General features: G+C 66.9%; 24 protein-coding genes. 15 read left to right on the plus strand and 9 right to left on the minus strand.

From position 1 onward, the window contains the following. Window positions 1-80: 80 nt before the first annotated feature. The 3 genes from ABE423_RS12085 to ABE423_RS12095 all read left to right on the plus strand — a co-directional run bounded on the left by ABE423_RS12085 (window position 81) and on the right by ABE423_RS12095 (window position 2,901). Window positions 81-944, plus strand: coding sequence for a DMT family transporter (locus ABE423_RS12085; protein ID WP_012510256.1), 864 nt, complete (start codon window positions 81-83; stop codon window positions 942-944). Window positions 945-1,102: 158 nt separating this feature from the next. After that, window positions 1,103-1,984, plus strand: a complete 882-nt coding sequence (locus tag ABE423_RS12090; protein ID WP_180838200.1) for an SDR family NAD(P)-dependent oxidoreductase — start codon at window positions 1,103-1,105, stop codon at window positions 1,982-1,984. A 38-nt stretch (window positions 1,985-2,022) separates the two neighbouring features. After that, the gene (locus ABE423_RS12095) at window positions 2,023-2,901 is read left to right on the plus strand and encodes a LysR family transcriptional regulator (protein ID WP_180838201.1); all 879 of its coding nucleotides are present in this window, start codon (window positions 2,023-2,025) and stop codon (window positions 2,899-2,901) included. A 157-nt stretch (window positions 2,902-3,058) separates the two neighbouring features. On the opposite strand, the gene ABE423_RS12100 is transcribed toward ABE423_RS12095, so the two are convergent. The 3 genes from ABE423_RS12100 to ABE423_RS12110 all read right to left on the minus strand — a co-directional run bounded on the left by ABE423_RS12100 (window position 3,059) and on the right by ABE423_RS12110 (window position 7,295). After that, window positions 3,059-5,149 (minus strand): TonB-dependent siderophore receptor, encoded by a 2,091-nt coding sequence (locus ABE423_RS12100; protein ID WP_346486159.1) that lies wholly within the window; start codon window positions 5,147-5,149, stop codon window positions 3,059-3,061. A gap of 99 nt (window positions 5,150-5,248) precedes the next feature. Next, the gene (locus ABE423_RS12105) at window positions 5,249-6,634 is read right to left on the minus strand and encodes an ATP-binding protein (RefSeq protein ID WP_125895232.1); all 1,386 of its coding nucleotides are present in this window, start codon (window positions 6,632-6,634) and stop codon (window positions 5,249-5,251) included. After that, window positions 6,612-7,295, minus strand: a complete 684-nt coding sequence (locus ABE423_RS12110; protein WP_032969121.1) for a response regulator transcription factor — start codon at window positions 7,293-7,295, stop codon at window positions 6,612-6,614. Before ABE423_RS12110 ends, ABE423_RS12105 begins: the two co-directional genes overlap by 23 nt. A 153-nt stretch (window positions 7,296-7,448) precedes the next feature. Between ABE423_RS12110 and ABE423_RS12115 the strand changes: the two genes are divergently transcribed. Then, window positions 7,449-8,627, plus strand: a complete 1,179-nt coding sequence (locus tag ABE423_RS12115) for an efflux RND transporter periplasmic adaptor subunit (RefSeq protein ID WP_125895230.1) — start codon at window positions 7,449-7,451, stop codon at window positions 8,625-8,627. Window positions 8,628-8,631: 4 nt separating this feature from the next. Further along, complete coding sequence (locus ABE423_RS12120; protein WP_180854080.1) at window positions 8,632-11,733, plus strand: efflux RND transporter permease subunit; 3,102 nt, start codon at window positions 8,632-8,634, stop codon at window positions 11,731-11,733. Window positions 11,734-12,002: 269 nt separating this feature from the next. Here ABE423_RS12120 and ABE423_RS12125 read toward each other — a convergent pair whose 3' ends face one another. Then, window positions 12,003-12,407: a GFA family protein gene (locus ABE423_RS12125; RefSeq protein ID WP_049421554.1), complete on the minus strand. Its 405-nt coding sequence runs from the start codon at window positions 12,405-12,407 to the stop codon at window positions 12,003-12,005. Window positions 12,408-12,578: 171 nt separating this feature from the next. Between ABE423_RS12125 and ABE423_RS12130 the strand changes: the two genes are divergently transcribed. Both ABE423_RS12130 and ABE423_RS12135 read left to right on the plus strand, forming a co-directional pair. Beyond that, window positions 12,579-13,553, plus strand: coding sequence for a DUF4105 domain-containing protein (locus tag ABE423_RS12130; protein WP_125895274.1), 975 nt, complete (start codon window positions 12,579-12,581; stop codon window positions 13,551-13,553). Beyond that, on the plus strand, window positions 13,553-15,574 hold the full coding sequence (locus ABE423_RS12135) for an alpha/beta hydrolase (protein ID WP_032127736.1): 2,022 nt from the start codon (window positions 13,553-13,555) through the stop codon (window positions 15,572-15,574). The genes ABE423_RS12130 and ABE423_RS12135 overlap by 1 nt, the downstream gene beginning before the upstream one ends. A gap of 87 nt (window positions 15,575-15,661) precedes the next feature. On the opposite strand, the gene ABE423_RS12140 is transcribed toward ABE423_RS12135, so the two are convergent. After that, a complete protein-coding gene (locus ABE423_RS12140; RefSeq protein WP_346486163.1) occupies window positions 15,662-17,083 on the minus strand; it encodes an MFS transporter in 1,422 nt (473 codons plus the stop codon). A 29-nt stretch (window positions 17,084-17,112) separates the two neighbouring features. Between ABE423_RS12140 and soxR the strand changes: the two genes are divergently transcribed. After that, window positions 17,113-17,547, plus strand: coding sequence for a redox-sensitive transcriptional activator SoxR (gene soxR / locus ABE423_RS12145; RefSeq protein WP_032127734.1), 435 nt, complete (start codon window positions 17,113-17,115; stop codon window positions 17,545-17,547). Window positions 17,548-17,619: 72 nt separating this feature from the next. Here the strand turns inward: soxR and ABE423_RS12150 are convergent, their stop codons facing one another. Beyond that, window positions 17,620-18,222, minus strand: a complete 603-nt coding sequence (locus tag ABE423_RS12150; protein WP_125895221.1) for a short chain dehydrogenase — start codon at window positions 18,220-18,222, stop codon at window positions 17,620-17,622. 100 nt (window positions 18,223-18,322) lie between these two features. On the opposite strand from ABE423_RS12150, the gene ABE423_RS12155 reads away from it, so the two are divergent. Beyond that, on the plus strand, window positions 18,323-19,198 hold the full coding sequence (locus tag ABE423_RS12155) for a LysR family transcriptional regulator (RefSeq protein WP_049421550.1): 876 nt from the start codon (window positions 18,323-18,325) through the stop codon (window positions 19,196-19,198). 59 nt (window positions 19,199-19,257) lie between these two features. Here ABE423_RS12155 and proC read toward each other — a convergent pair whose 3' ends face one another. Both proC and ABE423_RS12165 read right to left on the minus strand, forming a co-directional pair. Continuing rightward, entirely contained in the window at window positions 19,258-20,079 is an 822-nt protein-coding gene (proC, locus tag ABE423_RS12160) for a pyrroline-5-carboxylate reductase (protein ID WP_125895219.1), read from the minus strand. A gap of 18 nt (window positions 20,080-20,097) precedes the next feature. Continuing rightward, entirely contained in the window at window positions 20,098-20,775 is a 678-nt protein-coding gene (locus ABE423_RS12165) for a YggS family pyridoxal phosphate-dependent enzyme (RefSeq protein WP_125895217.1), read from the minus strand. Between the two features lie 87 nt (window positions 20,776-20,862). Between ABE423_RS12165 and ABE423_RS12170 the strand changes: the two genes are divergently transcribed. The 3 genes from ABE423_RS12170 to ABE423_RS12180 all read left to right on the plus strand — a co-directional run bounded on the left by ABE423_RS12170 (window position 20,863) and on the right by ABE423_RS12180 (window position 24,306). Further along, on the plus strand, window positions 20,863-21,900 hold the full coding sequence (locus tag ABE423_RS12170; protein ID WP_006422551.1) for a type IV pilus twitching motility protein PilT: 1,038 nt from the start codon (window positions 20,863-20,865) through the stop codon (window positions 21,898-21,900). A gap of 78 nt (window positions 21,901-21,978) precedes the next feature. Then, a complete protein-coding gene (locus ABE423_RS12175; RefSeq protein WP_049400675.1) occupies window positions 21,979-23,142 on the plus strand; it encodes a PilT/PilU family type 4a pilus ATPase in 1,164 nt (387 codons plus the stop codon). 180 nt (window positions 23,143-23,322) lie between these two features. Continuing rightward, window positions 23,323-24,306: an aldo/keto reductase gene (locus ABE423_RS12180; RefSeq protein ID WP_182267359.1), complete on the plus strand. Its 984-nt coding sequence runs from the start codon at window positions 23,323-23,325 to the stop codon at window positions 24,304-24,306. Between the two features lie 40 nt (window positions 24,307-24,346). Here the strand turns inward: ABE423_RS12180 and ABE423_RS12185 are convergent, their stop codons facing one another. Continuing rightward, window positions 24,347-25,246, minus strand: coding sequence for a LysR family transcriptional regulator (locus ABE423_RS12185; protein ID WP_293799554.1), 900 nt, complete (start codon window positions 25,244-25,246; stop codon window positions 24,347-24,349). A 93-nt stretch (window positions 25,247-25,339) separates the two neighbouring features. Here ABE423_RS12185 and ABE423_RS12190 point away from each other — a divergent pair, with 93 nt between their 5' ends. From ABE423_RS12190 to ABE423_RS12200, 3 genes are all read left to right on the plus strand, one after another. Then, window positions 25,340-25,552, plus strand: coding sequence for a DUF4287 domain-containing protein (locus ABE423_RS12190; RefSeq protein ID WP_005408372.1), 213 nt, complete (start codon window positions 25,340-25,342; stop codon window positions 25,550-25,552). 96 nt (window positions 25,553-25,648) lie between these two features. Then, window positions 25,649-26,098, plus strand: a complete 450-nt coding sequence (locus ABE423_RS12195) for a GNAT family N-acetyltransferase (protein ID WP_100437447.1) — start codon at window positions 25,649-25,651, stop codon at window positions 26,096-26,098. Window positions 26,099-26,191: 93 nt separating this feature from the next. Then, window positions 26,192-26,899 (plus strand): YitT family protein, encoded by a 708-nt coding sequence (locus tag ABE423_RS12200; protein ID WP_012510275.1) that lies wholly within the window; start codon window positions 26,192-26,194, stop codon window positions 26,897-26,899. The last annotated feature ends 100 nt before the right edge of the window (window positions 26,900-26,999 follow it).

Genomic DNA, 26,999 nt, shown 5'->3' on the forward strand with positions numbered 1-26,999 from the left:
TTGTAGCTGGGGTCGTTCCGCGCTGGATGCTTCCATACAGGTCCAGCCGGGCATCGTCCGGCACCTTCAGGAGTACAGGCGTGGAACGGTCGGCGAGTGGTTGGATCAATGGCTTCATCGGCGTGGTGATTTTCGCGGGCTCGTTGCCGGCAACCCGTCTGGCAGTGCTGCAGCTGGACGCCGGGTTCGTCACCGCTGCACGTGCCACCATTGCCGCCGTGCTCGGCGTCAGCCTGTTGCTGCTGCTGCGCCAGCCGCGTCCGCAGCGCACCGATCTGGCGGGCCTGGCCGTGGTCAGTCTCGGCGTGGTGGTCGGTTTTCCACTGCTGACCGCACTGGCCCTTCGCCACGCTTCATCGGCACACACCATCGTGTTCCTCGGCCTGCTGCCACTGAGCACTGCTGTGTTCGGTGTACTGCGCGGTGGCGATCGGCCGCGCCCGGCGTTCTGGTTGTTCTCGCTGCTGGGCAGTGCCTGCGTGGTCGGCTATGCGGTACGCAACGGCATCGAGGCCTCGCTTCAGGCTGACCTGCTGATGCTGGCGGCGATCGTGGTGTGTGGGCTGGGCTATGCCGAAGGTGGTCGACTTGCCCGCCATCTCGGCGGTTGGCAGGTGATCAGCTGGGCGCTGCTGTTGGCGCTGCCAGTGATGTTGCCGTTGGCGGTGCTGATGCGGCCGGCGTCATTCGCGGCGGTCGGGGCATCCGCGTGGTGGGCGCTGGGCTATGTCGCTGTGTTCAGCATGCTGATCGGTTTCCTGTTCTGGTATCGCGGGCTGGCCCAGGGCGGGATTGCCGCAGTTGGCCAGCTGCAGCTGTTGCAACCGTTCTTCGGCCTGGCCCTGGCTGCGCTGCTGCTGCACGAGTCGGTCAGCCTCAGCATGGTGCTGGTGACCGTGGTCGCGGTGATCTGCGTGGCAGGCGCGCGCCGCTTCAGCCGCTGAGCGAAAAAGGGGACGGAGGGGATTAAGTCGTAATCGGCCCTACTGTGCCTGAAACGACTTAATCCCCTCCGTCCCCTTTTCGACGATAGCGTGCGCGTATCGTGGAGGGCGGTGAACGGTATTGGCTGCGGCCTGCGTGCTTGGTTGAAGCTGGGCGCATGAAGCCGATCTCGCGTATTTCCTTCGAAGGCCAGGTGGGCCTGGTGACCGGTGCCGCCGGTGGACTGGGCCTGGCCTACAGCCGCCTGCTGGCCGAGCGTGGCGCGCATGTGGTGATGCATGACGTCGGTGCCGGCACCGATGGTCGCGGTGTGGAACCGCAGCGCATCCAACGCAGTGTCGAAGCACTGCTGGCGCGGGGGCTATCGGTGCAGGCCGTCAGTGATCCCATCGACCATCGCGCCGGTTGCCGCGCGCTGGTGCAGAATCTGCTGCAGCAGCACGGCCGCATCGATTTCCTGATCCACAACGCCGGCTGGGTCGAGTACCAGACGCTGGAAGCGATCGAGGACAACGCGCTGGAGCAGATGCTGTCCCTGGCCGCGAAGACGCCGCTGTGGCTGGCGCAGGCGGCGTGGCCGGCAATGCGCGCGGCGGGCGGTGGGCGCATCGTCATCACCACCTCCGATCGCGCGCTGTATCCGCAGTACGCACAGCGCGGGCTGTCCGCTTACGCGATGGGCAAGTTGGCGGCGTTGGGCCTGGTCAATGTGCTGGCGCTGGAAGGCGCCGAGCATGGCATCGTGGTCAACGCGGTTTCGCCGGTGGCAAAGACGCGCATGTGGGGCATCGACGGCGAGCCCGACGAACTGCATCCGGACGCGGTCGCGCAGGGCGTGGCCTATCTGGCGTCCACGCGCTGCCAGGACGGCGGATGGGTGCTGCGCGCAAGCAATGGCCAGTTCCACGCACTGCGCCTGCAGGAGGCCGAGCATGTGGCGTATCCGCGGGATCTGCGCGCGGTCAGTGCCGACAGCATCGAGTCGGTGGCGCTGCAATGGCCAGCCATTGCCCGCGCCAGCGTGGACGCGCGCAGCTGAGGGCGTACCCTAGGCGGGTTCCCACTGCCTGCATCGAGATGATCGACCTGCGCCTGCTGCGCCAGTTCGTGGCCGTAGCCGAAGAGCTTCATTTCCACCGCGCCGCAGCCCGCCTGCACATGTCGCAGCCGCCGCTGACCGCGGCAATACGACGCTTGGAAGACGAACTCGGAAGCGAGCTGATCGTGCGCGGCAACCGTACCCTGGGCCTGACCGTGGCCGGGCAGACGCTGCTGGTGGAGGCGCGGGCAACGCTGCAGCAGGCCGAGCAGGCATTGCAGCGCACGCGCGAAGCCGCCGCCGGGCAGTCTGGCAGCCTGCGCGTGGGTTATGTGGGCAGTGCGCTGTATGGCCGGTTGCCGGGCCTGATCCGCCGCTTCCGCCAGCAGTACCCGCAGGTGCAGCTGCATCTGCAGGAAGCGACCTCGCGTCAGCAGCAGCTGTGGCTGCGTGAGCAGCGCATCGATGTCGGCGTGTTGATCCCACCGATTCCCGCCGCCGAGCTGGTGCTGTACGGCTTCGACCACGACCGCCTGGCGATTGCGCTGCCGCGTGCACATGCGCTGGCCAACGCGCCGGAGGTCAGTGTGGCGATGCTCGCCGATGAGCCGTTCGTTTCATGGCCGGCGGGCGAGGGCATCGGCTTTCATGCGCAGGTGCTGGGCCTGTGCACCGCAGCAGGATTCACCCCGCGCGTGGTGCAGGAAGCGCAGGGCATGCACGCGGTGCTGTCGCTGGTGGCGGTGGACGCCGGCGTGGCGATCGTGCCGGCCAGCATGGCCAGTTTCCGTTCGCAGGAAATCGTCTATCGCCTGTTGGCCGATGACGCAGCGCGCTTCGCGCTGCAGTTCTGCGCGCGCCCGGAAGCTCCGTCGCCAGTGCTGCGCAATTTCCTGGACGCCGCGACCGCGAGCTGATCCGGTGGATCAGCTGGGCCTGAGCACTACGGAGCAGATGCGCAACGGCGTCGTCGATGACGCCTGCGGGCGTATGCCAGGCCACCGTGGCGGGACCTGACCGCCGCATGCGCTGTGCTGTTGCACCTGCTGCTGCGGCGGCCAGCGTTGGCCGTGATCAGAACCGATAGCTGATGGTGCCGGTCACCACGCGCGGGTAGCCGGCGAAGCAGTCGCCAAAAGTGCGGCACGGCGCGTAGTAGCGCTTGCCGGTGAGGTTGGTGATGTTCAACGCCATCGTCCAGTCGGTTACCTGCACTTCCAGCAATGCATCGGCCAGCGTATAGCTGGGCGTGATGATGCGCCCGCCATTGCCCAGCGACACCGTATTGCCCACATCGCGCACGCCCAGCCCCAGGCGCAGGCGTGCGGCATCATCCAGCTGGAAGCCCTTCGAGACCCAGGCCGAGGCCAGGTCCTGCGGGGTGTCGTTGAGGCGCTGGCCCACTTCCAATGCGAAGTTGCTGCGGCTGACCTCAGCCTCGTTGCGTGCAACGGCAGCGGTGACCGTCAGGTCGTTGGCAAACTGGAACTGGCCTTCCAGCTCCACGCCCTTGGAGCGGATCTGGCCGGTCTGCACCACGTTCAGCACGTTGTCCGGATCGTTGGTCTGGCGATTGGTTTCGGTGATGCGGTACGCCGCAAGCGTCAGCAGCAGGCTACGCGCGGGTTGCCACTTGATGCCGGCCTCGGACTGCCGTCCGCGCATCGGCTTGAAGGCGTTGCCGAACAGATCCTGGCCCGACACCGGCAGGAACGATTCGCTGTAGCTCAGGTAGGGCGATACTCCGCCGCCGAGGTCGCCGATCAGGCCGGCGCGGTAGGTGGTGGCGTTGTCGGTCTGGCTGGGTTGGCCTTCGGTCTTCGAGCGTGCATGGTCGCGGCGCGCGCCCAGCACCAGCGAGACGCGGTCGGCCCAGCGGATCTGGTCCTGCACATAGACACCCAGCTGGGTGGAGGTCTGGTCTGGCTGACGATCCCAGCCACGCACGATCGGTGCGACCGATACCGGAGTGTAGATGTCGATCGGCGTGCCGGTGGCGTCCAGCCGCTGCAGCTGCTCTTTGTACTGGCTGTAGTCCACGCCGGCCAGCAGCAGATGCTGGAAGGCACCGGTGGCGAAGTCGAACTGCAGCGCATTGTCGGCGCTGAAGATCTGCACGTCGGGGCGGGTGCCGTAGGCGGTGCGGTTGACCACGCGCCGCTCGGCGTCGATGAAGGGATCAGCCGGATTGCTGTAGCTGTCCACGTACATCTGCTGCAGGGTGGTCCTGCCATCGATGTAACGCACTGCCGAGCGCAGGCTGAGCGTGTCGTTGAAGCTGTGGTCGAACAGCGCGGTCAGGCTGTACACACGCGAGTCGATGCGGTCGAAGCCGGGATCGCCTATGAAGGTGGACGGGTCGAGGCGGCGTCCGGGCGGGGCCAGCAGGGTCGCAGCCAGCGGCAGGAACTGCTGGCTGGAGCCGGTCTTGTCATGCTGATAGCTGGCCAGCAGGGTCAAGGTGCTGCGTTCACCGCGCCAGCTGATCGACGGTGCCAGATAGACGCGGTCATCCTTCAATACATCGGTCTGCATGTTCGATTCACGCACCAGCCCGACGAAGCGGCCGGCAAGCGTACCGGCATCGTTCAATGCGCCGCCGATGTCACCCTGCAGCTGCCTGCGGTCGAAACTGCCGAGCTGCACGCCGACCTCGCCGTTGAGGGCGCCGAAGGTCGGGCGCTTGCTCATTGCATTGATGATGCCGCCGGTGGCGCCGGCACCATACAGCACCGAGGACGGGCCGCGCAGCACTTCCACCCGCTCCAGGCCATAGATTTCCGGGCGGGCGAGGGGGCTGAAACCGTAGCTGCGGCGCAGGCCATCCTGGTACTGCACCGGGTCCAGCCCGCGCACCGAGGTCGCATCGTTGCGGGTATCCAGCCCCCATGCATCGGCGGTGACGCCGGCGCTGTAGCGCAGCACTTCCTGCAGGTTGTGCGCGCCGCGATCGGTGAACAGCTGCTGGGTGACCACGCTGATCGCCTGCGGCGTCTCGGTCAGGGCGGTGTCGGTCTTGGTCGCGGTGCTGGCCCGCTCGGCCACCACCGTTACCTTGTCCAGGGTGCGCGCCGCCGGGGTGTCCTGGGCCTGGGCGATGGCCGAGGCCAGCAGGGTGGGCAGGGCGAGCGTGTACAGCAGCGGACGCGACGGCAGAGCGGGCATCGGGAGTGATCCGGGAAGGGCGGTGACGGCGGATTATCCGGATGCCCGCCCTCAAATACAAATGATTCCCAAGTGCGATTGGGGCGCCCTGGCCCGGCGTCAGGGCAGGCCGTCCGTCGCGCCGCGGATGCTCATCCAGGCGCCACCACCGGGGGCGCTGCCGGCGCGGACACGGAAGCCGTGCAGGCCGGCAATGGCGGCCACGATCGACAGGCCCAGGCCGAATCCCGGTCCTTGGCCGGCACTGCTGCTGCCGCGGAAAAAGCGCTGGTAGATCAGCGTGCGGTCCTGTGGCGGAATGCCCGGCCCGTTGTCGATCACATCGATCCTGGGGACGCCCTGGTCATCGACCGCACGCAGCAGGATGCGGCCCTGCGCCGGCGTGAACTGCAGGGCGTTGGACAGCAGGTTGGCCAGCGCTTCGAACAGCAGTTCGCGGTCGCCACGAAGTTGCCCGAGCTTCGGGTCCACCTGCAGTTCCAGCAGCTGTTGCTTCTCTTCGGCCAGCGGCAGGTAGAACTGGTGAAGTTCCTGCAGCAGATCGGCGATGTCCACCGCGTCGAAGGCCGAACGCCGCTGGTGGCTCTCCAGCTCGGATACCCGCAGCAGCGCGGCGAAGCGCGCCATCAGCATGTCGGTCTCGGCCAGCGCCTTGTCCAGTGGATCGGCATGCGGGTTCTGTTCGTCCAGGCCCACGCGCATGCGGTACAGATGCGCGCGCAGGCGGGTCAGCGGGGTGCGCAGATCGTGGGCGATGCTGTCGCAGACTCCTTTGACTTCGGTCATCAGCTGTTCGATGCGTTCCAGCATGGCATTGACGATGCTCGACAGCCGATCGATCTCGTCGCGACGGCTGGAGACCGGCAGGCGCTGGCCGAGGTCGCCGGCAACAATGCGGTTGGTGGCCGCTTCGATCTGCTGGATCCGTTTCAACGGGCGCCGGCGCAGCAGATGCCAGCCCACCAGGCCGGGAATGACGGTCAGCGACACGCCCCACAGCAGTGCATCAAGGATGATGCTGTTGACCGCCATGAGCTTGCCGTTCTGGCGCACAAATACCAGCGTGCGGCCATCGCGGGTCACCACGCCGAGCGCACTGCCGCCGTTGTCGTGGCGGCCATCAGCCAGCGTCCAACCGTCCACCGCATGCGAGTTGCCATCCAGCGGCAGTCCCGCGGGGATCGCTGTCAGCGGGCCTGCCATCGGCATGCCGGCCTTGTCGAACAACCCATAGGTATAGACCTGGTGCAGATCGAAGCGCTGGCTGTCGCGCAATGCTTCATCCAGTGCCGGCCCGTCGAAGCTCATGAACAGGTGGGCGCGCTGCTGCAGGCCCGATTCGGTCAGGTCACTGAGGTAGTCCGAGATGCGCCAGTACATCACGCCCAGCAGCAGGCTCGACCACGCTACGAACAGGATGCAGTACAGGCCCAGCAGCCTGCTGCTGGAGGAACGCCAGTGGTCAGGATTGCGCGTCGAAGACATAGCCGGTTCCACGGACGGTCATGATCGGCTGCGGCCGGCCGGGTTGTTCGATGCGTTTGCGCACGCGACCGATATGCACGTCGATCAGGTTGGTACCCGGATCGAAGTGGTAGCCCCAGACTTCCTGGAACAGCATGCTGCGGGTGACTACCTGGCCGGCGTTGCGCACCAGGAATTCGAGCAGCTTGAACTCGGTCGGCAACAGCGCGATTTCATGCCCGCCGCGTCGCGCCGAACGGGTCATCAGGTCCAGTTCCAGGTCACCGGCGCGCAGCACGTTATCGATGGCGCCAGTCGGGCCCTGGCGCCGGATCAGCACTTCCACGCGTGCAGCCATCTCATCGGAGGCGAAGGGCTTGGTCAGGTAGTCGTCGCCACCGGCGCGCAGGCCACGCACGCGTTCATCCACGTCCGACAGCGCACTGATCATCAGTACCGGCGTGGTGATGCCTTCACGGCGCAGCGTGGTGACCAAGGCCAGCCCGTCGATGCCGGGCAGCATGCGGTCCAGGGTGATCACCGCGTAGTCGCCTGCACGTGCCAGCGCCAGGCCGTTGCTGCCGTCGCTGGCCAGGTCCACGTCGAAGCCGTGGCTGCGCAGTTCGGTGGCGATCTCCTCGGCGGTGACAAGATCGTCCTCGATGGTGAGTACGCGCGGCATGGGCCAGTGTGCAGAGTGGGACAGGGGCATCCTCGCAATCGTGGGCAGCGACTGCAAATGAAAAATGTTTCATGCGCGATTTAGCAGGATCGTGCCGCCACGTCTTCTATATTCGGCGCCGAACGCTCCCCCACGCGTGGAACCCTGCAGCCGATGATCCTTCCGAACCCCTCCCGTCCGTACCGTGCCTGGCGGCTGCCGCGAACCGCGGGCCTGCCGCTGCTGGCGCTTGCCCTGGCGGGCCTGCTCAGCGCCTGCGGCAAGGACGCGCCCAAGCCCGGCGCCGCGGCACCGGAGGTGACCGTGCTGACCCTGCGCAGCCAGCCGCTGGCACTGCAGCAGGAACTACCCGGGCGCAGCGTCGCCTCGCAGGAATCGGACGTGCGCCCGCAGGTCGATGGCGTGCTGGTGAAGCGGTTGTTCGAGCAGGGCCAGTGGGTGAAGGCCGGGCAGCCACTGTTCCAGATCGAGCCCGCGCTGTACCAGGCGGCGCTGAACGAGGCGCAGGCCAACCTGAAGACCGCCGAGGCCGCTGCGGTGACCGCGCGCCTGCGGGCGCAGCGCATGCAGGCGTTGGGCAAGGACCAGCTGGCCGCGCGCCAGGACGTGGACGATGCGATCGCCAGCGACCAGCAGGCTGCCGCCGCGGCGCAGGCCGCACAGGCCGCGCGTGACACGGCCAGCACACGGCTGGGGTTCGCCACGGTGACCTCGCCGATTGCCGGGCGCATCGGCCGCGCGCTGTTCACGCCGGGGGCGCTGGTCACCTCGGGCCAGGCCGATCCACTGGCACGGGTGCAGCAGATGGACCCGATGAACGTGGACATCACCCAGTCCAGCAATGAGTACCTGGCACTGCGCCGCGCCATCGCCGACGGTGGCGTGCAGGCCGACACAGCACCGGTGCGGCTGCGCTTGTCCGATGGCACCGACTACCCGCTGCCCGGCACGCTGGAATTCGCCGACGTGGACGTGCAGCAGGAGACCGGCAGCATCACCCTGCGGGCGCGTTTCCCCAACCCGGATGGGCAGCTGCTGCCAGGCATGTACGTGCGCGCGCTGGTGGGACAGGGAATCCGCCAGCAGGCGCTGCTGGTGCCACAGGCTGCGGTCGACCGCAGCCCCAAGGGCGAGGCACAGGCGTGGCTGGTGGACAAGGACGGCAAGGCGCGGCTGCGGCTGTTCCGCACCGCGCGTGCGATCGGCGACCAGTGGCTGGTCCTTGATGGCCTGGCCGCCGGCGAGCAGGTGGTGGTGGCCGGCGCGCAGGGCCTGGCCGATGGCATGACGGTGCGGGTGAAGCCTGCACCGGCACCGGTCGGGAAGGACTGAGCAGATGCTGCCGCGCTTCTTCATCCATCGCCCGGTATTCGCCTGGGTCCTGGCGATCTGCATCATGGCCTTCGGCACCATCGCGGTGACCCAGCTGCCGGTGGAGCAGTACCCGGACATCGCGCCGCCGCAGGTCAACATCACCGCCAACTACACCGGTGCCTCGGCGCAGACGGTGGAAGACAGCGTCACCCAGGTGATCGAGCAGCAGATCAAGGGCATCGACCACCTGCTGTATTTCTCGTCCACCAGTTCCTCGTCCGGGCAGGCGCGCATCACGGTCACCTTCGACCAGAGCGCCAACCCGGATATCGCCCAGGTGCAGGTGCAGAACAGCGTCAATCAGGCGATCAACCGGCTGCCGCAGGAAGTGCAGCAGCAGGGCGTGACGGTCGCCAAGTCGCAGGGCGATTCGCTGATGGTGGTCTCGCTGTACGACACCAGCCGGCGCATGGAGCGCGTGGACGTCTCCGATTTCCTTGTCAGCAATGTGCAGGATCCGATCAGCCGCATTCCCGGTGTCGGCGAGATCAACGTGTTCGGCTCGGCCTATGCGATGCGGGTGTGGTTGGACCCGCACAAGCTGCGCGCCTACGACCTGATGCCGTCGGACGTTCGCGCTGCGATCCAGGCGCAGAACACCCAGGTGACGGCGGGTGAGCTGGGCGCGATGCCGTCCAGCCCGACGCAGAGCCTCAACGCCACGGTCACCGCGCAGTCGCGCCTGCAGACGCCCGAACAGTTCCGCGCGATCATCCTGCGCACGCTGCCCAATGGCGCGGCGGTGTTGCTGGGCGACGTCGCACGGGTCGAGATCGGCGCGGAGAACTACCAGACCAGCAGCTATCTCAATGGCTATCCGGCGGCTGGCTTCTCGGTCACTCTGGCCTCCGGCGCCAATGCGTTGGCCACGGCCGATGCGGTGCGCGCGGAGATCGAGCGGCTGCGGCCGACTTTCCCGCCCGGCCTGCAGGTGGCCTACCCGCGTGACAGCACACCGTTCGTGCGGGTCTCGATCGAGGGGGTCATCCATACCCTCATCGAAGCCATCGTTCTGGTGGTGGTGGTGATGTTCCTGTTCCTGCAGAACCTGCGCGCCACGCTGATTCCGGCGATCACGGTGCCTGTGGTGCTGCTGGGCACGTTCGGCGTGCTGGCCGTTGCCGGATTCACCATCAACACACTGACCCTGTTCGCGATGGTGCTGGCGATCGGGCTGCTGGTCGACGATGCGATCGTGGTGGTGGAGAACGTGGAGCGCATCATCCACGACGAGCATCTGCCGCCGCGCGAAGCGACCGAAAAATCGATGGGCGAGATCACCGGCGCGTTGATCGGCATCACCGTGGTGCTGGGCGCGGTGTTCCTGCCGATGGCGCTGTTCGGTGGTTCCACCGGCATCATCTACCGGCAGTTCTCGATCACGATTGCATCTGCCATGGCATTGTCGGCGCTGGTGGCGCTGACGCTGACCCCGGCGCTGTGCGCGACCCTGCTCAAGCCGTCTTCGGCGCAGAAGCCACAGGGTCGTTTCTTCCGGGCGTTCAACCGGGGCGTCGAGCGCAGCCAGTTGGCCTACCAGGGAAAGCTCGGTGGCGTCGTTACCCGGCCGCGGCGCTGGATGGCGTTCTACCTGCTGCTGGTGGTCGCCATGGTCGCGCTGTACGCGCGCATGCCCACCGGCTTCCTGCCGGTGGAAGACCAGGGCCAGGTAACCTTCCAGTTCTCCACGCCGGAAGGCACGCCGATGGCGCGTACCGAAGCATTGGGCGAGCAGATCAGCCGCTACTTCATGGAGCACGAAAAGCAGAACCTGGATGTGGTGTTCGTGGTGGTCGGCCGCAACAATGCCGGCACCGGCCAGAACGCGGGGCAGGGCTTTCTCGCACTGAAACCCTGGGATGAGCGCACGGGCGACAACACCGCTGCAGCGATCATCACACGCGCCAATGCCTACTTCCGCAGCTTGCCGGATGCCAAGGTCAATGTACTGGCACCGCCGGCGGTGCGTGGACTGGGCCAGTCCAGCGGCTTCGAACTGTGGCTGCAGGACACCAGCGCGGCCGGGCGCGTGGCCCTGCAGTCAGCGCAGGAACAGGTGGTGCGTGCGGCCGGCGAAGACGACGGGCTCACCTCGGTGCGCCTGAACGGTCTGGGCGACAAGGCCGAGCTGCGGCTGGACATCGACCATGCCCAGGCCAGCGCGCTCGGCCTGGCCCAGGCCGACATCAATTCAACGTTGTCCGCGGCCTGGGGCGGAAGTTACATCAACGATTTCCTCGACCGTGGCCGGGTCAAGCGGGTCTACATGCAGGGCGACCAGCCCTACCGCAGCGTGCCCGACGACATCGGCCAGTGGTATGTGCGTGGTGGCAACGGCCAGATGGCGTCGTTCGCCAGTTTCGCCAGCAGCCATTGGGCACGCGGGCCGCAGCTACAGCAGCGTTTCAATGGCCTGCCGGCAATGCAGATCCAGGGCAGCGCCGCTGAAGGGCGCAGCTCGGGCGAAGCGATGCAGCGCATGCAGGCGCTGGTTGCCGATCAACCCGGGTTCGACCTGCAGTGGAGTGGCCTGTCCTACCAGGAACAACTGGCCAGCAACCAGACGTTGTGGCTGTACACCGCCTCCATTGCTTTCATCTTCCTGTGCCTGGCGGCGCTCTATGAGAGCTGGACGGTGCCGGTGGCGGTGGTGCTGGTGATCCCGCTGGGCGTGATTGGTACGGTGCTGGCGACTACCGCGGCCGGGTTCGTCAACGACATCTACTTCCAGGTGGGGCTGCTGACCACCATCGGCCTGTCGGCCAAGAACGCGATCCTGATCGTGGAGTTTGCCGAGGCCCGCTATCGTGCCGGCAGTTCAGCGGTGGAAGCGGCCCTGCAGGGCGCACGCCTGCGCCTGCGCCCGATCGTGATGACGTCATTGGCCTTCGTGGCCGGTGTGATTCCGTTGGCATTGGCGACCGGTGCGGGCGCAGTCAGCCGCCGTGAAATCGGCATGAGCGTGATCGGCGGCATGGTCTCCGGCACGGTGCTGGCGGTGGTGCTGGTGCCGTTGTTCTTCGTGCTGGTGCGTCGCCTGGGCCGGTCACGGCCGCAGGACTGAGGGGGGCGCGGCTGTCATCTGGCTGCCGCAGCACCCTCACCCGTTCTTTGCCCAGGTGCCGCTAGCGTAGGTCGTCCCCGTCCCCCACGGAGACCTGCCATGTGGCTGCTCGATCATCTCTGGCCCGGCCGCAGACCTGTTCCTCCCCCGGTCGTCACCGAACCGCAGGCGACGCCCCGCCGGCCCTGGCTGAAGCGCCCGGTGCGGGCAGGCCGCAGCGGCATGGCCCCCTGGCAGAAGGTTGCCGCACCGCCACGGCGCACGCGCCACTAACCGGTGCGGTCGGCGGGATGGTTGACCCCATCGTTGACCGGGATCACACCCAGCGCGAACGGGTCGATGCCTTCCAGGCAGGCCACGTTGTAGCCGTACTGTTCCGGGTTGGAGCGGCGCCGGTGATGGGTGTAGATGCCGCACACGCCACAGAAATAGTGCTCGGCCACATGGGTGTTGAACTGGTACCGCTGCAGGTGGTTCTGCCCGCGCACCACCTGCAGGCCCGCGCGGCTGACGCTGGCGGCAATGGCCCCCCGGCGCCGGCACATCGAGCAGTCGCAGCGGCGGGGTTCGACAATACCGTCCGGCAGGTCCAGCAGCAGTTCGACCGTGCCGCAGTGGCAGGTGGCTCGGTGCCGGGGTTGGACCGGAACGCCGGCCACGGAAGTGATGCCCATCGTTGCTCCTGTGAAGTGAACCTGGCCGCAGAGGCCGCCGCCGACGGTGCGCTGCCCAGCCTGAACGGTCCGTAGATGCCACGGTGAACCCGCTTGTGGCTAACTATGCGGCTTCAAGACCGCGACAGGATGCCAGTGAACGCCGCAGGACGTTGGATGACAGGGAGTGCCATGGCGCTGGCGGCGCTGTGGGTGAGCGGGCTGCTGGCCTACCAGCTGCCGGGGCCGGATTGGCTGGCCACCGGCGTGGCCGTGCTGTGGCTGCTGGTGGCGCTGTGGGCGTCCTGGCGGGGCGCGCGGGGACGTGCCTCGCGCCGCCTGGGCACGGCCTTCGGTGTGGCGCTGGCGTTGGCCGGCCTGTGGTGGCTGCTGCTGACCCCGCGCCAGGACCGCGTATGGGCCGACGACGTGGCCCAGCGCCTGCATGTGGTGTCCTTCGACGGGCGCCATGTGGTGCTGGACAACGTGCGCGACTTCAGCTGGCGCAGTGAAACCGACTACGACGCGCACTGGGTGCGCCGCGAATACGACCTGGACCAGCTGCGCTCGGCCGACCTGGTGCTGTCGTACTGGATGGGCCCGGCGATCGCCCACACGCTGATCTCGTTCGGTTTCGAGGATGGTCGCCACGTGGTGTTCTCGCTGGAGATCCGCAAGGAGCGCGGTGAGTCGTTCTCCGCGCTGGGCGGCTTCTTCCGCAAGTTCGAGATGACCCTGGTGGCTTCGGAGGAGACCGACATCATCCGCACCCGCACCAACGCGCGGGGCGAGGATGTCTACCTGTACCGTCTGCATGGCATGGACCGCGCGCAGCTGAAGGAACTGTTCGCTGCGTACATCGAACAGGCGCGTGAACTGGATGCCAAGCCGGGTTTCTACAACACGCTGACCAGCAACTGCACGACCATCGTCTTCGACCTGGCCCGCCACATCGCACCGCGCCTGCCGTTGGACTACCGCCTGCTGCTGTCCGGCTATCTGGCCGAGTACGCGCAGGAGGTCGGTGCGCTCACGCCGGGCATGCCGTACGCCGAGCTGCACGACAAGGGCCGCATCACCCAGCGCGCATTGGACCTGGGTGATGGCGAGCATTTCTCCACCGTGATCCGCCAGGGCGTGCCCGGCACCGAGCAGGACCCGCAGTAATGACCCAACTCTTTCTGACCCGCTGGCAGCGCCTGCTGCCGGTGTTGTTCGCCGCCTTCCTGCTGCTGGGCAGCAGCGGCTGCGCGATGGTTACCGTCAAGCAGGTCAAATCCAGTGATTCACTGGTCAACAAGCGCGCGGATGTGCTCAACACTGGCAAGCTCAGCCCCGCCGCGCGTGAAACGCTCAGCGCAGCGGGCCTGGACGAATCGCAGTGCGAGAAGGACTTCCTGGTCTGCCGCAGCACGTTGCTGATGACCGACGACCTCAATGTCGAGCAGCGGCTGTCGGCGCTGTCCGAGCTGTGGGTGAAGGCTGCATTGGCGATGACGCCGAAGAAGACCGCCGCAGGCGATCCGCCGATGAGCGATGCGGCATTGGATGCCTGGCTGGAAGCCGCGCGCTATGCCTATGCCTACCTGTTCTACAGTGGCCGCTCACCGTCCGACCGGGCCTTCGAGGACCGGCAGACGCAGGTGCGCGACTACTACAACTACGCGGCCGAGAAGGCGGCGGTGGTGTTGTTCGTGCGCGCACGCGCCGCTGCGCTGGCCGGCGAGGACTATACGAAGCCGCTCACGGTCGGTAGCTGGTCGCTGGCCTCCAACTACCAGCAGCTGGGTCTGAAGAGCATTCCGGCGCAGCTGGTGCCAGCGGGAACGGTCAGCTTCGTTGGCCTGCGCAGCACCTATCGCCGCGATGGCTTCGGTGCCGAACTGGTGATGGTGATGGACCCGCCGAAACTGGTCGCGCCAGTGATCGCGCCCGACGGCCCGAAGGCTGAAACCGCGCAGGACGACGAGGACGACGAGCGTCGTGGCCGCCGCCACCGCCATGACGATTCGGTGCCCGAGTTCAGTGAGATGTCCTCGATCAACGTCACCGCACTGCTGCGGTTCGAGGGCAGCAGCCTGGAAGACGTGATGCGCACGCGCCGGGTCGAGCTGGATGCCTATTCGCCGGAAGCGACCGAGCGCATCACTCTGCACGGTGAGCAGGTACCGCTGGCCGGCAACTTCACTGCCGCCTACGGCCTGTGGCTGGCGCAGAGTGGCTTCGCCCGGCAGTCGCTGCGTACCCTGTTCGGCATGAGCGAGGGCATCGGCGAGCCGCACATCTACCTGATGCAGCCGTGGGACCCGAACCGCCGCATCATCTTCATGCTGCACGGCCTGGCCAGCAGCCCGGAAGCGTGGGTGAACCTGGCCAACGAGATCATGGGTGACCCCGAGCTGCGCCAGCAGTTCCAGGTGTGGCAGGTCTATTACCCGACCAATGCGCCGATCGCGCTGAACCGCTACGAGATCGCCAATGCATTCAACGACACGCTGAAGCATTTCGATCCCAACGGCAGCACGCGTGCGTCGAAGGACATGGTCTACATCGGTCACAGCATGGGCGGCGTGCTGGCCCGCCTGCTGGTGAGCGATTCCGGCGATGTACTGTGGAACGACCTGCTGGCCAACTACGACCTGAAGGGGGAACGGCTGAAGCGGGTGCAGAACAAGCTGGGCCCGCTGCTGCATTTCAAGGCACAGCCGAACGTGGAGCGTGCGATCTTCATCGCCGCGCCGCACCAGGGCACCGACATTGCCGGCAACAAGGTCGGTCGCCTGATCGGTCGCCTGGTACGCCTGCCGCTGACCATTCTCGGCAAGTTCGAGGACGTGTTCATGGCACTGGCACAGGCCGAGCAGCAGGTCGATGGCACCGCCAAGCCGAAGATCCCGAACAGCATCGACAACCTCAAGGCCAGCGATCCGTTCGTGAAGGCCGCCGCACAGCTGCCGATTGAGGCGGGCCTGAAGTACCACTCGATCATCGCCCAGCGCAAGCCGGAGCTGCCGGTGGAGAAATCCGATGATGGGCTGGTGCCGTACTGGAGTGCGCACCTGCCGGGTGCGTTGTCGGAGAAGGTGATCATTTCCGGTCACAGCGTGCAGGAGACCCCGCAGGCGGTGCTGGAAGTGCGGCGCATCCTGCACCGGGATATCGATGACATGGGGACCGGCAGCCGGTAGTGCCGGCCGCTGGCCGGCATCATCACGGGATTCCCGAGTGCGCGGAGGTTGCCGGCCAGCGGCCGGCACTACCGCAATGCGGCGGTGCTACACCCGTCGTGCGATCACCGTGGCCAGCAGCGCCAGGCCGAAGGTGATCGCCAGGCACAACAGGTAGCCGGTGTGTGGCGCGGCTTCCACGAACAGCGCGAACAGCGCACCGGAAACCGCCAGCGCGGTGGTCACCGACAGCGCCTCGCTCAACTGTAGCGCCGAGGTGTTGGCACCCTGCTCGTGCGGTGCGGACAACGACAGCGTCAGCACCGACAGGCTAGCGTAGATCATGCCCATGCCGAAGCCGGTCATGGCCCAGCCGACCAATGCCACCGGCAGCGGCACTGCGTTGAACAGCACGGCCAGTGTGGCGGCGATACCGATCGTCATCAGCGGTGTGCCAACGCGCAGCAGCTGCTGGCGTGACCAGCCGCGCTGCTGGTGGCCCTGCAGCCATGAACCGGCGAACCAGCCCAGTGCACCAAGACTGAGCACCGCGCCGGCCCAGCTGGGCGAGAGTCCGCGTTCGCGCTGCAGCAGCAGCGGCAGATAGGCTTCGCAGGCGAAGAAGGCCGCAGCGGCGATGCCGCGCAGCGCGATCACGCTGGGCAACCCGCGGCGCAGCAGCAGCGTGCCGGCCGGCAGCAGGCGGTGCACGCAGAACAGCAGCGCCAGCAGCGCTGCGCCAATGCAGAGCAGGGCGGGCAGGCCGCGCTGCTGGCCACCGAAGTACAGCAGCAGCGCCGCCAGCGAGGCGCCGCTGGCCCAACGCACCACGTTGCCGCGACCATCGTCGCTGTTTCCTGCATCGGTCGGTTGCATGCGCGCCAGCGCCGGGCGCAGCAGCAGCGCGGCCGGGACCGCCAGCAGGGGTACCGCCAGGAACACCCAGCGCCAGCCGAGATGCTGCACGATCAACCCGCTCAGCGCGGGGCCGATCATCGACGGCACCACCCAGCCGGCCGAGAACGCGGCGAATACCTTCGGGCGCAGGTGCTCGGGATAGCTGCGCCCGACCATAACGTACAGTGAAACCGAGATCGCGCCCGCACCCAGGCCCTGCAGCAGGCGCCCGGCCACCAGCATGCCCATGCGCATGGCGAAGCCGGCCAGCAGCAGGCCCAGCACGAAGCAGCCCAGGCCATACCACAGCGGCCGAGCTGGCCCATGGAGGTCGGCCCAGCGTCCGGCCAGGGTCATGCCGATGACACTGGTGGCCAGGGTGCCGCCAAAGGCCAGCGCATACAGGCGCAGGCCATCCAGCGCCTCGGCCACGGTCGGCATGGCGGCGGCCACCGCCAGGGCCTCGAAGGCATGCAGCGCCACCAGTGCCACCATGCCGATGGTGGTGGCGCGATAGCGGGGAGACAGGATCGACGTATCAGCCGGCGCACGGGCGTCGGCGGGCGAAAGAGTGGGGGACATACGAGTCAGATGCGGGCCGCGCTTGTCAACTGGCGGCGAAGATAGCAGCATGCCACCTCAACTGCAGTTTAGGTCAAGCAATGGTTTCCCAGGAACTCAGCGTTGGCGAAGTCTCCCAGCGCAGTGGCGTGGCGGTTTCCGCGCTGCATTTCTACGAGCGCAAGGGGCTGATCAGCAGCCTGCGCACCTCGGGCAACCAGCGGCGCTACAGCCGTGATGTGCTGCGACGGTTGGCCGTGATCCGCGTCGCGCAACGGGTGGGCATGCCACTGGAAGCTGTCGGCCGTGCCTTCGAAAGCCTGCCCGAGGGCCGCGCGCCGACCAAGGCCGACTGGGCCAAGCTGTCCGCGCGCTGGCGCACCGAGCTGGAGGAGCGCATCCACATGCTGGAACTGCTGCGCGATGAACTGACCGGCTGCATCGGCTGCGGCTGCCTGTCGCTGCAGCGCTGCCGCCTGGCCAACCCCGAAGACGTCCTCGGCGAACGCGGCGACGGCCCGATGCGCTGGGAGTGACCGACAAAAAGGGGACGGAGGGGATTAAGTCGCAAGTGCACAAACGACTTAATCCCCTCCGTCCCCTTTTTCTTACCAGACCGTGATCGTCTCGCCGCTCTGGATGCCTTCCACCGCGCGCTGGAAGGCCAGTGCCGCGCGCTGTGCGCTCACCGCTTCAAAGCCGGGGAAGTAGGGCCCGTAAGCCGCCATCGATTCGATCAGCACGTTCGGGCTGACCACGTTGATGCGCAGGCCACGCGGCAGCAGCTCCAACGCGGCGGCACGCACGAAGCCTTCCAGCGCGGCATTCACCGAGGTGGCGTTGGCGCCATCGCGGATCGGCTGTGCGCTGACGATGCCGCTGGTCAGGGTGATCGAGCCGCCGGCGTTGAGGTGGTGCTGGGCGACCAGTGCCAGCCGCACCTGGCCCAGCAGCTTGTCCTGCAGGCCGAGGTTGAACTGCTCGGGTGTCATGTCCTTCAGCGGACCGAAGTGCAGCTTGCCAGCGGTGGAGATCACTGCATCGACCGGACCGGTGCGCGCGAAAAGTTCGGCGACGCTGGCGTCGTCTGTCAGGTCGACGCGCAGCTCACCGCTGTTGCGGCCGGCGGCGAGGATCTGATGCTGCTGGCCGAGCTGGTGGGCGACTGCCTGGCCGAGGGTGCCGCTGGCACCGACGAGGAGGATCTTCATGGCCGTTCCTTGCGAGAGGGGGAATGGGCGCAGTCTGCGCCCTCACAGTGGGGTTAGGTAAGCGGCGTATGCTTCGCAGATTCCTAACTCTGGATTAGCAATGGATACGCTTCGCTGCATGCAGGCCTTCGTCGCCGTGGCCGAGTGCGGAAGCTTTGCAGGCGCCGCCGAACAGCTGCAGGTGTCGGCGGTGATGGTCGGCAAGTACATCCAGCAGCTGGAGGCGCACCTGGGTACCGCGCTGCTGCAACGGAACACCCGCCGCCAGCGCCTGACCGAAGCCGGCAGCGCCTACCTGGCCGGGTGCCGGCAGGTGCTGGAGCAGGTGCAGCAGGCGGAGGCGGACGTGGCCGGACTGCAGGTACAACCCCGCGGGCTGCTGCGGGTCAGCGCGCCGACTACCTGGGGCAGCTGCGTGCTGGCGCCGGTACTGTCCGGACTATTGCGTGAGCAGCCGTTGCTGAACATCGAACTGGACCTGAGCAACCGCCGCGTGGACCTGATCGAGGATGGCTTCGACGTGGCAATCCGCGTTGGGCCGCTGCCGTCACAGGAAGTGGTGGCGCGGCCGTTGCCGCCGTACGCGATGAGCCTGTGCGCGGCACCGTCCTATCTGCGCCGGCGTGGCACGCCGCGCACCCCTGGGGATCTGGCCGGGCATGACTGCCTGAGCCACCTGGCCTGGCGCGGCGGCCATGGCTGGCAGCTGGCCAACGGCGAACAGGTGGACTGGGAAGCGCGCCTGACCTGCAATGATGGTGTCGCGTTGCGCGAGGCCGCCGTGGCCGGCGCAGGGCTGGTGCTGCAGCCGACCGCGCTGCTGGCCGGCGAAATCGCGGCCGGGCGGTTGAAGCCGCTGCTGCGCGACTACCTGCCCGAACCGCGACCGATGCACCTGATCTACCTGCCGGATCGACGGCCGCGCCCGCGCCTGCAGTGCTTCGTCGATTTCGTCATGGCCACATTGGGGCAATGAACATCCACGCCATGCGTGGATGATGGTAGGTGCCGACCGTTGGTCGGCACACATCGGGATCAATCATTCGCCGCAGACAGTTCCTGCCCACGTACCTGCGCGGCGCGCAGCGCGGTGTCCACCAGCGCCTCGAAACCACCGGCCTGGAAGCTCTCGATCGCGGCCTGGGTGGTGCCGTTCGGCGAGGTCACGCGACGGCGCAGCTCGGCCGGGCTTTCACCGGCCTCATCAAGCATGCGCGAGGCTCCCAGCAGGGTCTGCACCACCAGCGCACGCGCAGCGTCGGCCGGCAGGCCCTGGGCTATGCCCGCCGCTTCCATCGCTTCTGCCAGCAGGAATACGTAGGCGGGGCCGCTGCCGGACACCGCAGTGACCGAATCCATCAGCGATTCGCTGTCGATCCACACCGTGCGCCCGGCACTGGCCAGCACCTGTTCGGCGCGCGCGTGCTGCTGTGCATCCACCGATGGCGTGGCATACAGGCCGGTCACGCCGGCGCCAAGCAGGGCCGGGGTGTTGGGCATCGCGCGCACCACCGGAAGATTGCCGCCCAGCCAGCGTTCCAGCTGCGCGCTGGTGATGCCGGCGGCAATGGACACCACCAGCGGCTGGTTCGCCTGCGCCAGCGCCTGCAGCGACTGGCACACATCGCGCAGCACCTGCGGCTTCACCGCCAGCAGCCAGGTGCGGCCGTGCGCGGCGGCATCGGCGGCGTTGTCGTGCACCTGCACGCCGAAGTCCGCCGCCAGTGACTCGCGCAGTGCTGCAATCGGTTCGGCCACGTGGATGTGTGCGGCAGGCACGCCCTGGCGGATCAGGCCGGCGATCAGGCTGCGGGCCATGTTGCCGCCGCCGATGAAGGTGATGGAATCAGCTGCCATGGAAGTCTCCTTGGAAAATCAGGCCGGGCGCGGGCGGGCGCCGAACAGGGCGGTGCCGATGCGTACCAGGGTGGCACCCTCGGCGATGGCTTCGGCGTAGTCACTGCTCATGCCCATCGACAGCGTGTCGATCTGCGCGTGCTGGGCAGCCAGCGACTGGAAAAGTGTGCGCATGCGCACGAATGCATCCCGACGGCGCTCCGCTTCCGGCCACGGTGCGGGAATCGCCATCAGGCCACGCAGGCGCAGGCTGGGTTCGGCGGCAATCGCGGCGGCCAGTGCATCCACTTCTTCCGGTGCACAGCCATGCTTGCTGGATTCATCGTCGATGTTGACCTGGATCAGTACGTTCAGCGGGCCACGCGCGGCCGGGCGATGGCGTGCCAGCGCGGTCACCAGCTTGGAACGGTCCACGCTCTGCACCCAGTCGAAATGGCTGGCCACGGCATCGGCCTTGTTCGACTGCAGGTGGCCGATCAGGTGCCATTCCAGCGCCAGGTGCTGCAGCGCCTGCATCTTGGCCAGTGCTTCCTGCACGTAGTTCTCGCCGAAGGCGTGCTGGCCCTGTGCGGCCAGCGCGGCCACGGCCTCGGCCGGCTGGGTCTTGGACACCGCCAGCAGGCGTGGGTCGGGCCTGCCAGCGGCCTCGGCGGCGGCGTGCAGGTTGCTCAGGATCTGGGGCAGGGGAGTGGCCACGTAACGCGTTCCGTTGAATCAGGAGGCTATACTGCCGCCCGGGGAAAGATCCTTCCAGTCGAAGCCGTTATTGGGGAGTAGCCGCTCATGGATATCGCCGAGCTGTTGGCGTTTTCCGTAAAGAACAAAGCGTCCGACCTGCACCTGTCCGCAGGCCTGCCGCCGATGATCCGCGTGGACGGCGACGTGCGCCGGATCAACATCCCAGCCCTGGACCACAAGCAGGTCCACGCGCTGGTGTACGACATCATGTCCGACAAGCAGCGCCGCGATTACGAGGAATTCCTCGAAGTGGACTTCTCCTTCGAGATCCCGTCGCTGGCGCGCTTCCGTGTCAACGCGTTCAACCAGAACCGCGGTGCCGGTGCGGTGTTCCGTACCATTCCGTCCGAGGTGCTCACCCTCGAGGACCTGGCCTGCCCGCCGCTGTTCCGCGAAGTGATCCAGCAGCCGCAGGGCCTGATCCTGGTGACCGGTCCGACCGGTTCGGGCAAGTCGACCACGCTGGCGGCGATGATCGACTACATCAACAAAAACGAATACGGCCACATCCTCACCGTCGAGGATCCGATCGAATTCGTGCACACCTCGCAGAAGTGCCTGATCAACCAGCGCGAAGTGCACCGCGACACGCATGGCTTCAACGAAGCGCTGCGCTCGGCACTGCGTGAGGACCCGGACATTATCCTGGTCGGCGAACTGCGCGACCTGGAAACCATCCGCCTGGCACTGACCGCCGCGGAAACCGGCCACCTGGTGTTCGGCACTCTGCACACCAGCTCGGCGGCCAAGACCATCGACCGTATCATCGACGTGTTCCCGGCCGGCGAAAAGCCGATGGTGCGTTCGATGCTGTCCGAATCGCTGCGTGCGGTGATCTCGCAGGCGCTGCTGAAGAAGGTCGGTGGCGGGCGTACCGCTGCGTGGGAAATCATGGTCGGCACCCCGGCCATCCGCAACCTGATCCGCGAGGACAAGGTGGCGCAGATGTACTCGGCGATCCAGACCGGCCAGCAGTACGGCATGATGACCCTGGACCAGCACCTGCAGGACCTGGTCAAGCGCAGCCTGATCACCCGCAACCAGGCCCGCGACTACGCCAAGGACAAGCGCCTGTTCGAGTAAGGCGGGCAGCAACGGGGCGGCGGGCGCCAGTGCGCCGCCGTTTCCGCGCCGTTTCCGCCTCCGACCGTTTCCTGGTACATGCCCCATTGGGAGCCCGCCGTGAACACCACCGCGACCACCATCGATTTCACTTCGTTCCTCAAGCTGATGGCGCACCAGCGCGCCTCGGACCTGTTCATCACCGCAGGCATGCCGCCGGCGATGAAGGTCAACGGCAAGATCTCGCCGATCACCCAGACACCACTGACCCCGCAGCAGAGCCGCGACCTGGTCCTGAACGTGATGACCCCGGCGCAGCGCGAGGAATTCGAAAAGACCCATGAGTGCAACTTCGCCATCGGCCTGTCCGGTGTCGGCCGCTTCCGTGTCAGCTGCTTCTACCAGCGCAACCAGGTCGGCATGGTGCTGCGTCGCATCGAGACGCGCATTCCGACCGTGGAAGAGCTGAGCCTGCCGCCGATCATCAAGACGCTGGCGATGACCAAGCGCGGCATCATCCTGTTCGTCGGTGCCACCGGTACCGGTAAATCGACCTCGCTGGCGGCGATGATCGGTTACCGCAACCAGAACTCGACCGGCCACATCATCACCATCGAAGACCCGATCGAATTCGTGCACAAGCACGAGGGCTGCATCATCACCCAGCGCGAAGTCGGCATCGATACCGACAGCTGGGAAGCCGCGTTGAAGAACACCCTGCGCCAGGCGCCGGACGTGATCATGATCGGCGAGGTGCGTACCCGCGAAGGCATGGACCACGCCATCGCGTTTGCCGAAACCGGCCACCTGGTGCTGTGCACCCTGCATGCCAACAACGCCAACCAGGCGATGGACCGCATCGTCAACTTCTTCCCGGAAGACCGCCGCAACCAGCTGCTGATGGACCTGTCGCTGAACCTGAAGGGCGTGGTCGCGCAGCAGCTGGTGCCGTCGCCCGATGGCCGCTCGCGCAAGGTGGCGATGGAGATCCTGCTGGGCACGCCGCTGGTGCAGGACTACATCCGCGACGGCGAGATCCACAAGCTGAAGGAAGTGATGAAGGATTCGGTCCAGCTGGGTATGAAGACCTTCGACCAGAGCCTGTTCGAGCTGTACCAGGCGGGCGAGATCAGCTACGAGGACGCGCTGCGCTACGCCGATTCGCAGAACGAAGTGCGCCTGCGCATCAAGCTCAGCCAGGGCGGCGACGCCCGCACCCTGTCGCAGGGGCTGGATGGCGTGGAGATTTCCGAGATCCGTTGACCTGGGTGTTCCGTAGCGTCGAGCCTGCTCGACTGTTCTTTTCGAGTGGAGCAAGCTCGACTCTACGGGCGGGCGGCTGCGCGAATTGATGAATTCCAGTCATGACCAACTGCAACGCTGCCCATTCAATCGGTTGCCCTTGCAGGCGTATCGTCAACGCTCCCCCTCTGGAGCACGACGATGCAGACACGTGAACTCGGCCGCAGTGGCCTGAAGGTCTCCGCCCTGGGCCTGGGCTGCATGGGCCTGAGCCATGGCTACGGCCAACCGGTGGAGCGCAGCCAGGGCATCGCCCTGCTGCAGGCCGCCGTCGAGCGTGGCGTGACCTTCTTCGACACCGCCGAAGTGTATGGCCCCTACACCAACGAAGACCTGCTCGGCGAGGCGCTGGCGCCGTACCGCGACAGGCTGGTGATCGCCACCAAGTTCGGCTTCAAGGATGCGCGCGTCGATACCGGGCTGGACAGCCGTCCCGAGAACATCCGCGCGGTGGCGGAGGCCAGCCTCAAGCGCCTGCGCACCGACCATATCGACCTGTTCTACCAGCACCGCGTCGACCCCAACGTGCCGATCGAGGATGTGGCCGGTACCGTGCGCGACCTGATCGCCGAAGGCAAGGTCGGCCACTTCGGCCTGTCCGAGGCCAGTGCCGCCACCGTGCGTCGCGCCCATGCAGTGCAGCCGGTGGCCGCCGTGCAGAGCGAGTACTCGCTGTGGTGGCGTGAGCCGGAGCGCGAACTGTTGCCGACGTTGCAGGAACTGGGCATTGGTTTCGTGCCGTTCAGTCCGCTCGGCCGCGGCTTCCTGACCGGCGCGATCAACGCCGATACCACCTTCGACGCCAACGACTTCCGCAACAGCGTGCCGCGTTTCGAAGTGGAAGCGCGTCGTGCCAACCAGGCACTGGTTGATCGCATCAGCACGATTGCTGCGGCCCGTGGCGCCACCCCGGCGCAGGTGGCGCTGGCCTGGCTGCTGGCGCAGGCGCCGTGGATCGTGCCGATTCCGGGCACCACCAAGATCCATCGCCTGGAAGAAAACCTGGGCGCGGCCGACCTGCAGCTGGCGCCGGAGGAGCTGCAACGCATCGCGCAGGCGCTGGATGAAGTGTCGATTGTCGGTGAGCGCTACAACGCGCAGCGCGCCGCGCAGGCCAAGGGCTGATCACCAGGTGGGTGCGGACCGTTGGTCCGCACTCCTCAGCTCATCCAGCCATCGGCCCGCGCAACGCATCGAGCACCGTGCGCATCGCCACGGTGACGTGGCGGCGTGACGGGTAATACGCGTAGTAGCCATCGAAGTGCGGGCACCAATCGTCCAGCACCGACTGCAGCCGGCCATCGTCCAGCATCGGCTGCACCTGGTCTTCCGGCAGCCAGGCCAGCCCGCTGCCGGCCAGTGCAGCCGCGCGGGTCATGCCCATGGTGTTGAAGGTCCACTGACCGGTCACGCGCACGCTCAGTTCGTTGCCGTCCCGGCCGAAATCCCACGGCATCAGTCCGCCATGCGTAGGCAGGCGCAGGGTGATGCAGTTGTGGTTGGCCAGGTCGTGCGGATGCCGTGGCACCACATGCTGGCGGAAGTAGCTGGGCGCACCGACCACGCGCATGCGCAGCGGTGGGCTGACCGGTACCGCGATCATGTCGCGCGCCAGCCGTTCGCCGAGGCGGATACCGATGTCGTAGCGCTCGGCGACGATGTCGGCCAGGCCGTAGTCTGCAGCCAGTTCCACCTTCAGGTCCGGATACTGCTGCAGCAATGGCGCCAGCCGCGGCCAGGCGATGTATTCGGCGGCATGGCCGGTGGCATTGATGCGGATGGTGCCGGCCGGGCGTTCGCGGTACTCGGCCAGTGCGGCCAGTTCGTCCTCGATCTCGGCCAGGCGCGGGGCGAGGGTCTCGAGCAGGCGCGCACCGGCTTCGGTGGTGGACACGCTGCGGGTGGTGCGGGTCAGCAGGCGCACGCCGAGGCGCTCTTCCAGCCCGCGCATGGCATGGCTGAGCGCCGACTGGGAAACGCCCAGCTGGGCGGCGGCCCTGGTGAAGCTGCCTTCGCGGGCAACGTGGACGAAGGCCTGCAGGTCGTTGAGGTTTTCACGGGGCATGAAGGGATGATACGGCTCCCGGATTGAACGGATCTGTCGATTTCCGGCTCCCCGGTTCGTCGTACCCGTACATCCAATGCAAGGAGCTTCCACATGAGCACTGACACCAAGCCGAAAGGCCCGGCCTCGTACTTCCCCTCCATCGAGAAGACCTATGGGCAACCGGTGACGCACTGGTTCGGGCTGCTGGCGGGCAAGAAGGGCCTGAAACACATGGAACTGGTCAGCTTCCTGAAAAGCGAGCATGGGCTGGGCCACGGCCATGCCAATGCGTTGGTGGCGCACCATCTGGCCGGAAAGGGCTGAGCAGGCAACCCGGCGCTGAACGGTCGTGTGGGGGTCAGGCTACACGGCCTCCGGGGTCAGGCAGACTGGGCGTTCATCCCGAGGCAGGACGCCCTCATGCAGGTCACGCTGGACGCGATCACCGTCGACAACTACGAAGCCGTGTGCGATCTCGACGTCAGCGAGGCGCAGCAGGACTTCGTGGCCGGCAATACCTGGTCGCTGGTGCAGGCAGCATTCCATCCCGGCTACCAGACCCGCGCCATCCAGGCCGATGGCGAGCTGGTCGGGTTCTTCATGTGGGTGCCGGAGACGCCGCAGCGCATCTCGATCTGGCGCTTCATGGTCGATCAGCGCTGGCAGGGGCGTGGCATCGGGCGGCGCGCGCTGGAAGTGGCGCTGGCGCAGATCCGGGACACGCCCGGCCTGGCCGAGATCGAGATCTGCTACAACCCGCGCAATCCGGTGGCGGGCGCCTTCTATGGCAGCTTCGGTTTCGTCGAGACCGGCATGGACGATGATGGCGAGGACATGCTGGCCGTGCTGCCGGTGATGCCTCCGGAATAACCTGAATGGGCGAGCGCAGCTGAACGATTTCATCTGCAACTGTCATGCAGATCGTGTCTAATATCGCTCCCCACCTGCTGTTCCCCCACCCGTATGTCCCTTCCCGCCCATGGCTCTGCGCCGTGCGACGACGCTGACGGCCACCTGGTCACCGCTGGTCCGCTGACCCCGCCGCCCGACAGCGCCGGCACCACCGCCGACGAAAAAGCGCTTCGCCACTCGATTGCCGAGGACGTGCAGGGCATGGTGCTGGCTACGATGGTGGCCTCGCTGGGCCTGGCCATCTTCGCCAAGGGTGGGCTGATGATCGGCGGCATGGCCGGCATGGCCTTCCTGCTGCACTATTCGATGGGCTGGAACTTCGGCCTGGTGTTCGTGCTGGTCAATCTGCCGTTCTACTGGGTGGCGCTGCGGCGCATGGGCTGGGAATTCACCCTGAAGACCTTCGCCGCGGTCACCGCCTGTGGCGTGCTGACCGACCTGCTGCCGCGCTGGATCGACTTCTCGCACATCAACCCGTTGTATTCGGCGATCGTGGGCGGTGCGTTGTCCGGCCTGGGCATCCTGTTCTTCATCCGCCACCGCGCCAGCCTCGGCGGCATCGGTATCCTGGCGGTGTACCTGCAGCGCACCCGCGGCTGGAGCGCGGGCAAGGTGCAGATGTCCTACGACGCCTGCCTGATGGTGGCCGCGTTCTTCGTGCTGTCGCCGTCGAAGGTGCTGTACTCGGCGATCGGCGCGGTGGTGCTCAGCCTGGTGCTGATGTTCAACCACCGCCCGGGCCGTTACATGGGCGTGTGACGATTCGACGGTAGTGCCGGGCCCCGGCCCGCCCCACCAGAAGCGTTGCCCGGTTTGCGGCCCCCCCCCCGCGCGCCCGCGGGGGCGGCCACCCCCGCCG

Origin of the sequence: Stenotrophomonas sp. TWI1409, from assembly GCF_039673015.1 — a bacterium.
GTDB classification, from domain to species: domain Bacteria; phylum Pseudomonadota; class Gammaproteobacteria; order Xanthomonadales; family Xanthomonadaceae; genus Stenotrophomonas; species Stenotrophomonas maltophilia_A.

Bases quoted from the DNA above. Each gene is read 5' to 3' on its own strand.
- ABE423_RS12150 (WP_125895221.1), bottom strand. From the start codon at position 18,222: ATGAAGATCCTCCTCGTCGGTGCCAGCGGCACCCTCGGCCAGGCAGTC.
- ABE423_RS12155 (WP_049421550.1), top strand. From the start codon at position 18,323: ATGGATACGCTTCGCTGCATGCAGGCCTTCGTCGCCGTGGCCGAGTGC.
- ABE423_RS12130 (WP_125895274.1), top strand. From the start codon at position 12,579: ATGGCGCTGGCGGCGCTGTGGGTGAGCGGGCTGCTGGCCTACCAGCTG.
- ABE423_RS12105 (WP_125895232.1), bottom strand. From the start codon at position 6,634: ATGTCTTCGACGCGCAATCCTGACCACTGGCGTTCCTCCAGCAGCAGG.
- ABE423_RS12170 (WP_006422551.1), top strand. From the start codon at position 20,863: ATGGATATCGCCGAGCTGTTGGCGTTTTCCGTAAAGAACAAAGCGTCC.
- ABE423_RS12135 (WP_032127736.1), top strand. From the start codon at position 13,553: ATGACCCAACTCTTTCTGACCCGCTGGCAGCGCCTGCTGCCGGTGTTG.
- ABE423_RS12195 (WP_100437447.1), top strand. From the start codon at position 25,649: ATGCAGGTCACGCTGGACGCGATCACCGTCGACAACTACGAAGCCGTG.
- ABE423_RS12140 (WP_346486163.1), bottom strand. From the start codon at position 17,083: ATGCTGCTATCTTCGCCGCCAGTTGACAAGCGCGGCCCGCATCTGACT.
- proC (WP_125895219.1), bottom strand. From the start codon at position 20,079: ATGGCAGCTGATTCCATCACCTTCATCGGCGGCGGCAACATGGCCCGC.
- ABE423_RS12190 (WP_005408372.1), top strand. From the start codon at position 25,340: ATGAGCACTGACACCAAGCCGAAAGGCCCGGCCTCGTACTTCCCCTCC.
- ABE423_RS12100 (WP_346486159.1), bottom strand. From the start codon at position 5,149: ATGCCCGCTCTGCCGTCGCGTCCGCTGCTGTACACGCTCGCCCTGCCC.
- soxR (WP_032127734.1), top strand. From the start codon at position 17,113: ATGGTTTCCCAGGAACTCAGCGTTGGCGAAGTCTCCCAGCGCAGTGGC.
- ABE423_RS12125 (WP_049421554.1), bottom strand. From the start codon at position 12,407: ATGGGCATCACTTCCGTGGCCGGCGTTCCGGTCCAACCCCGGCACCGA.
- ABE423_RS12110 (WP_032969121.1), bottom strand. From the start codon at position 7,295: ATGCCGCGCGTACTCACCATCGAGGACGATCTTGTCACCGCCGAGGAG.
- ABE423_RS12200 (WP_012510275.1), top strand. From the start codon at position 26,192: ATGTCCCTTCCCGCCCATGGCTCTGCGCCGTGCGACGACGCTGACGGC.
- ABE423_RS12115 (WP_125895230.1), top strand. From the start codon at position 7,449: ATGATCCTTCCGAACCCCTCCCGTCCGTACCGTGCCTGGCGGCTGCCG.
- ABE423_RS12185 (WP_293799554.1), bottom strand. From the start codon at position 25,246: ATGCCCCGTGAAAACCTCAACGACCTGCAGGCCTTCGTCCACGTTGCC.
- ABE423_RS12175 (WP_049400675.1), top strand. From the start codon at position 21,979: ATGCCCCATTGGGAGCCCGCCGTGAACACCACCGCGACCACCATCGAT.
- ABE423_RS12180 (WP_182267359.1), top strand. From the start codon at position 23,323: ATGCAGACACGTGAACTCGGCCGCAGTGGCCTGAAGGTCTCCGCCCTG.
- ABE423_RS12120 (WP_180854080.1), top strand. From the start codon at position 8,632: ATGCTGCCGCGCTTCTTCATCCATCGCCCGGTATTCGCCTGGGTCCTG.
- ABE423_RS12090 (WP_180838200.1), top strand. From the start codon at position 1,103: ATGAAGCCGATCTCGCGTATTTCCTTCGAAGGCCAGGTGGGCCTGGTG.
- ABE423_RS12095 (WP_180838201.1), top strand. From the start codon at position 2,023: ATGATCGACCTGCGCCTGCTGCGCCAGTTCGTGGCCGTAGCCGAAGAG.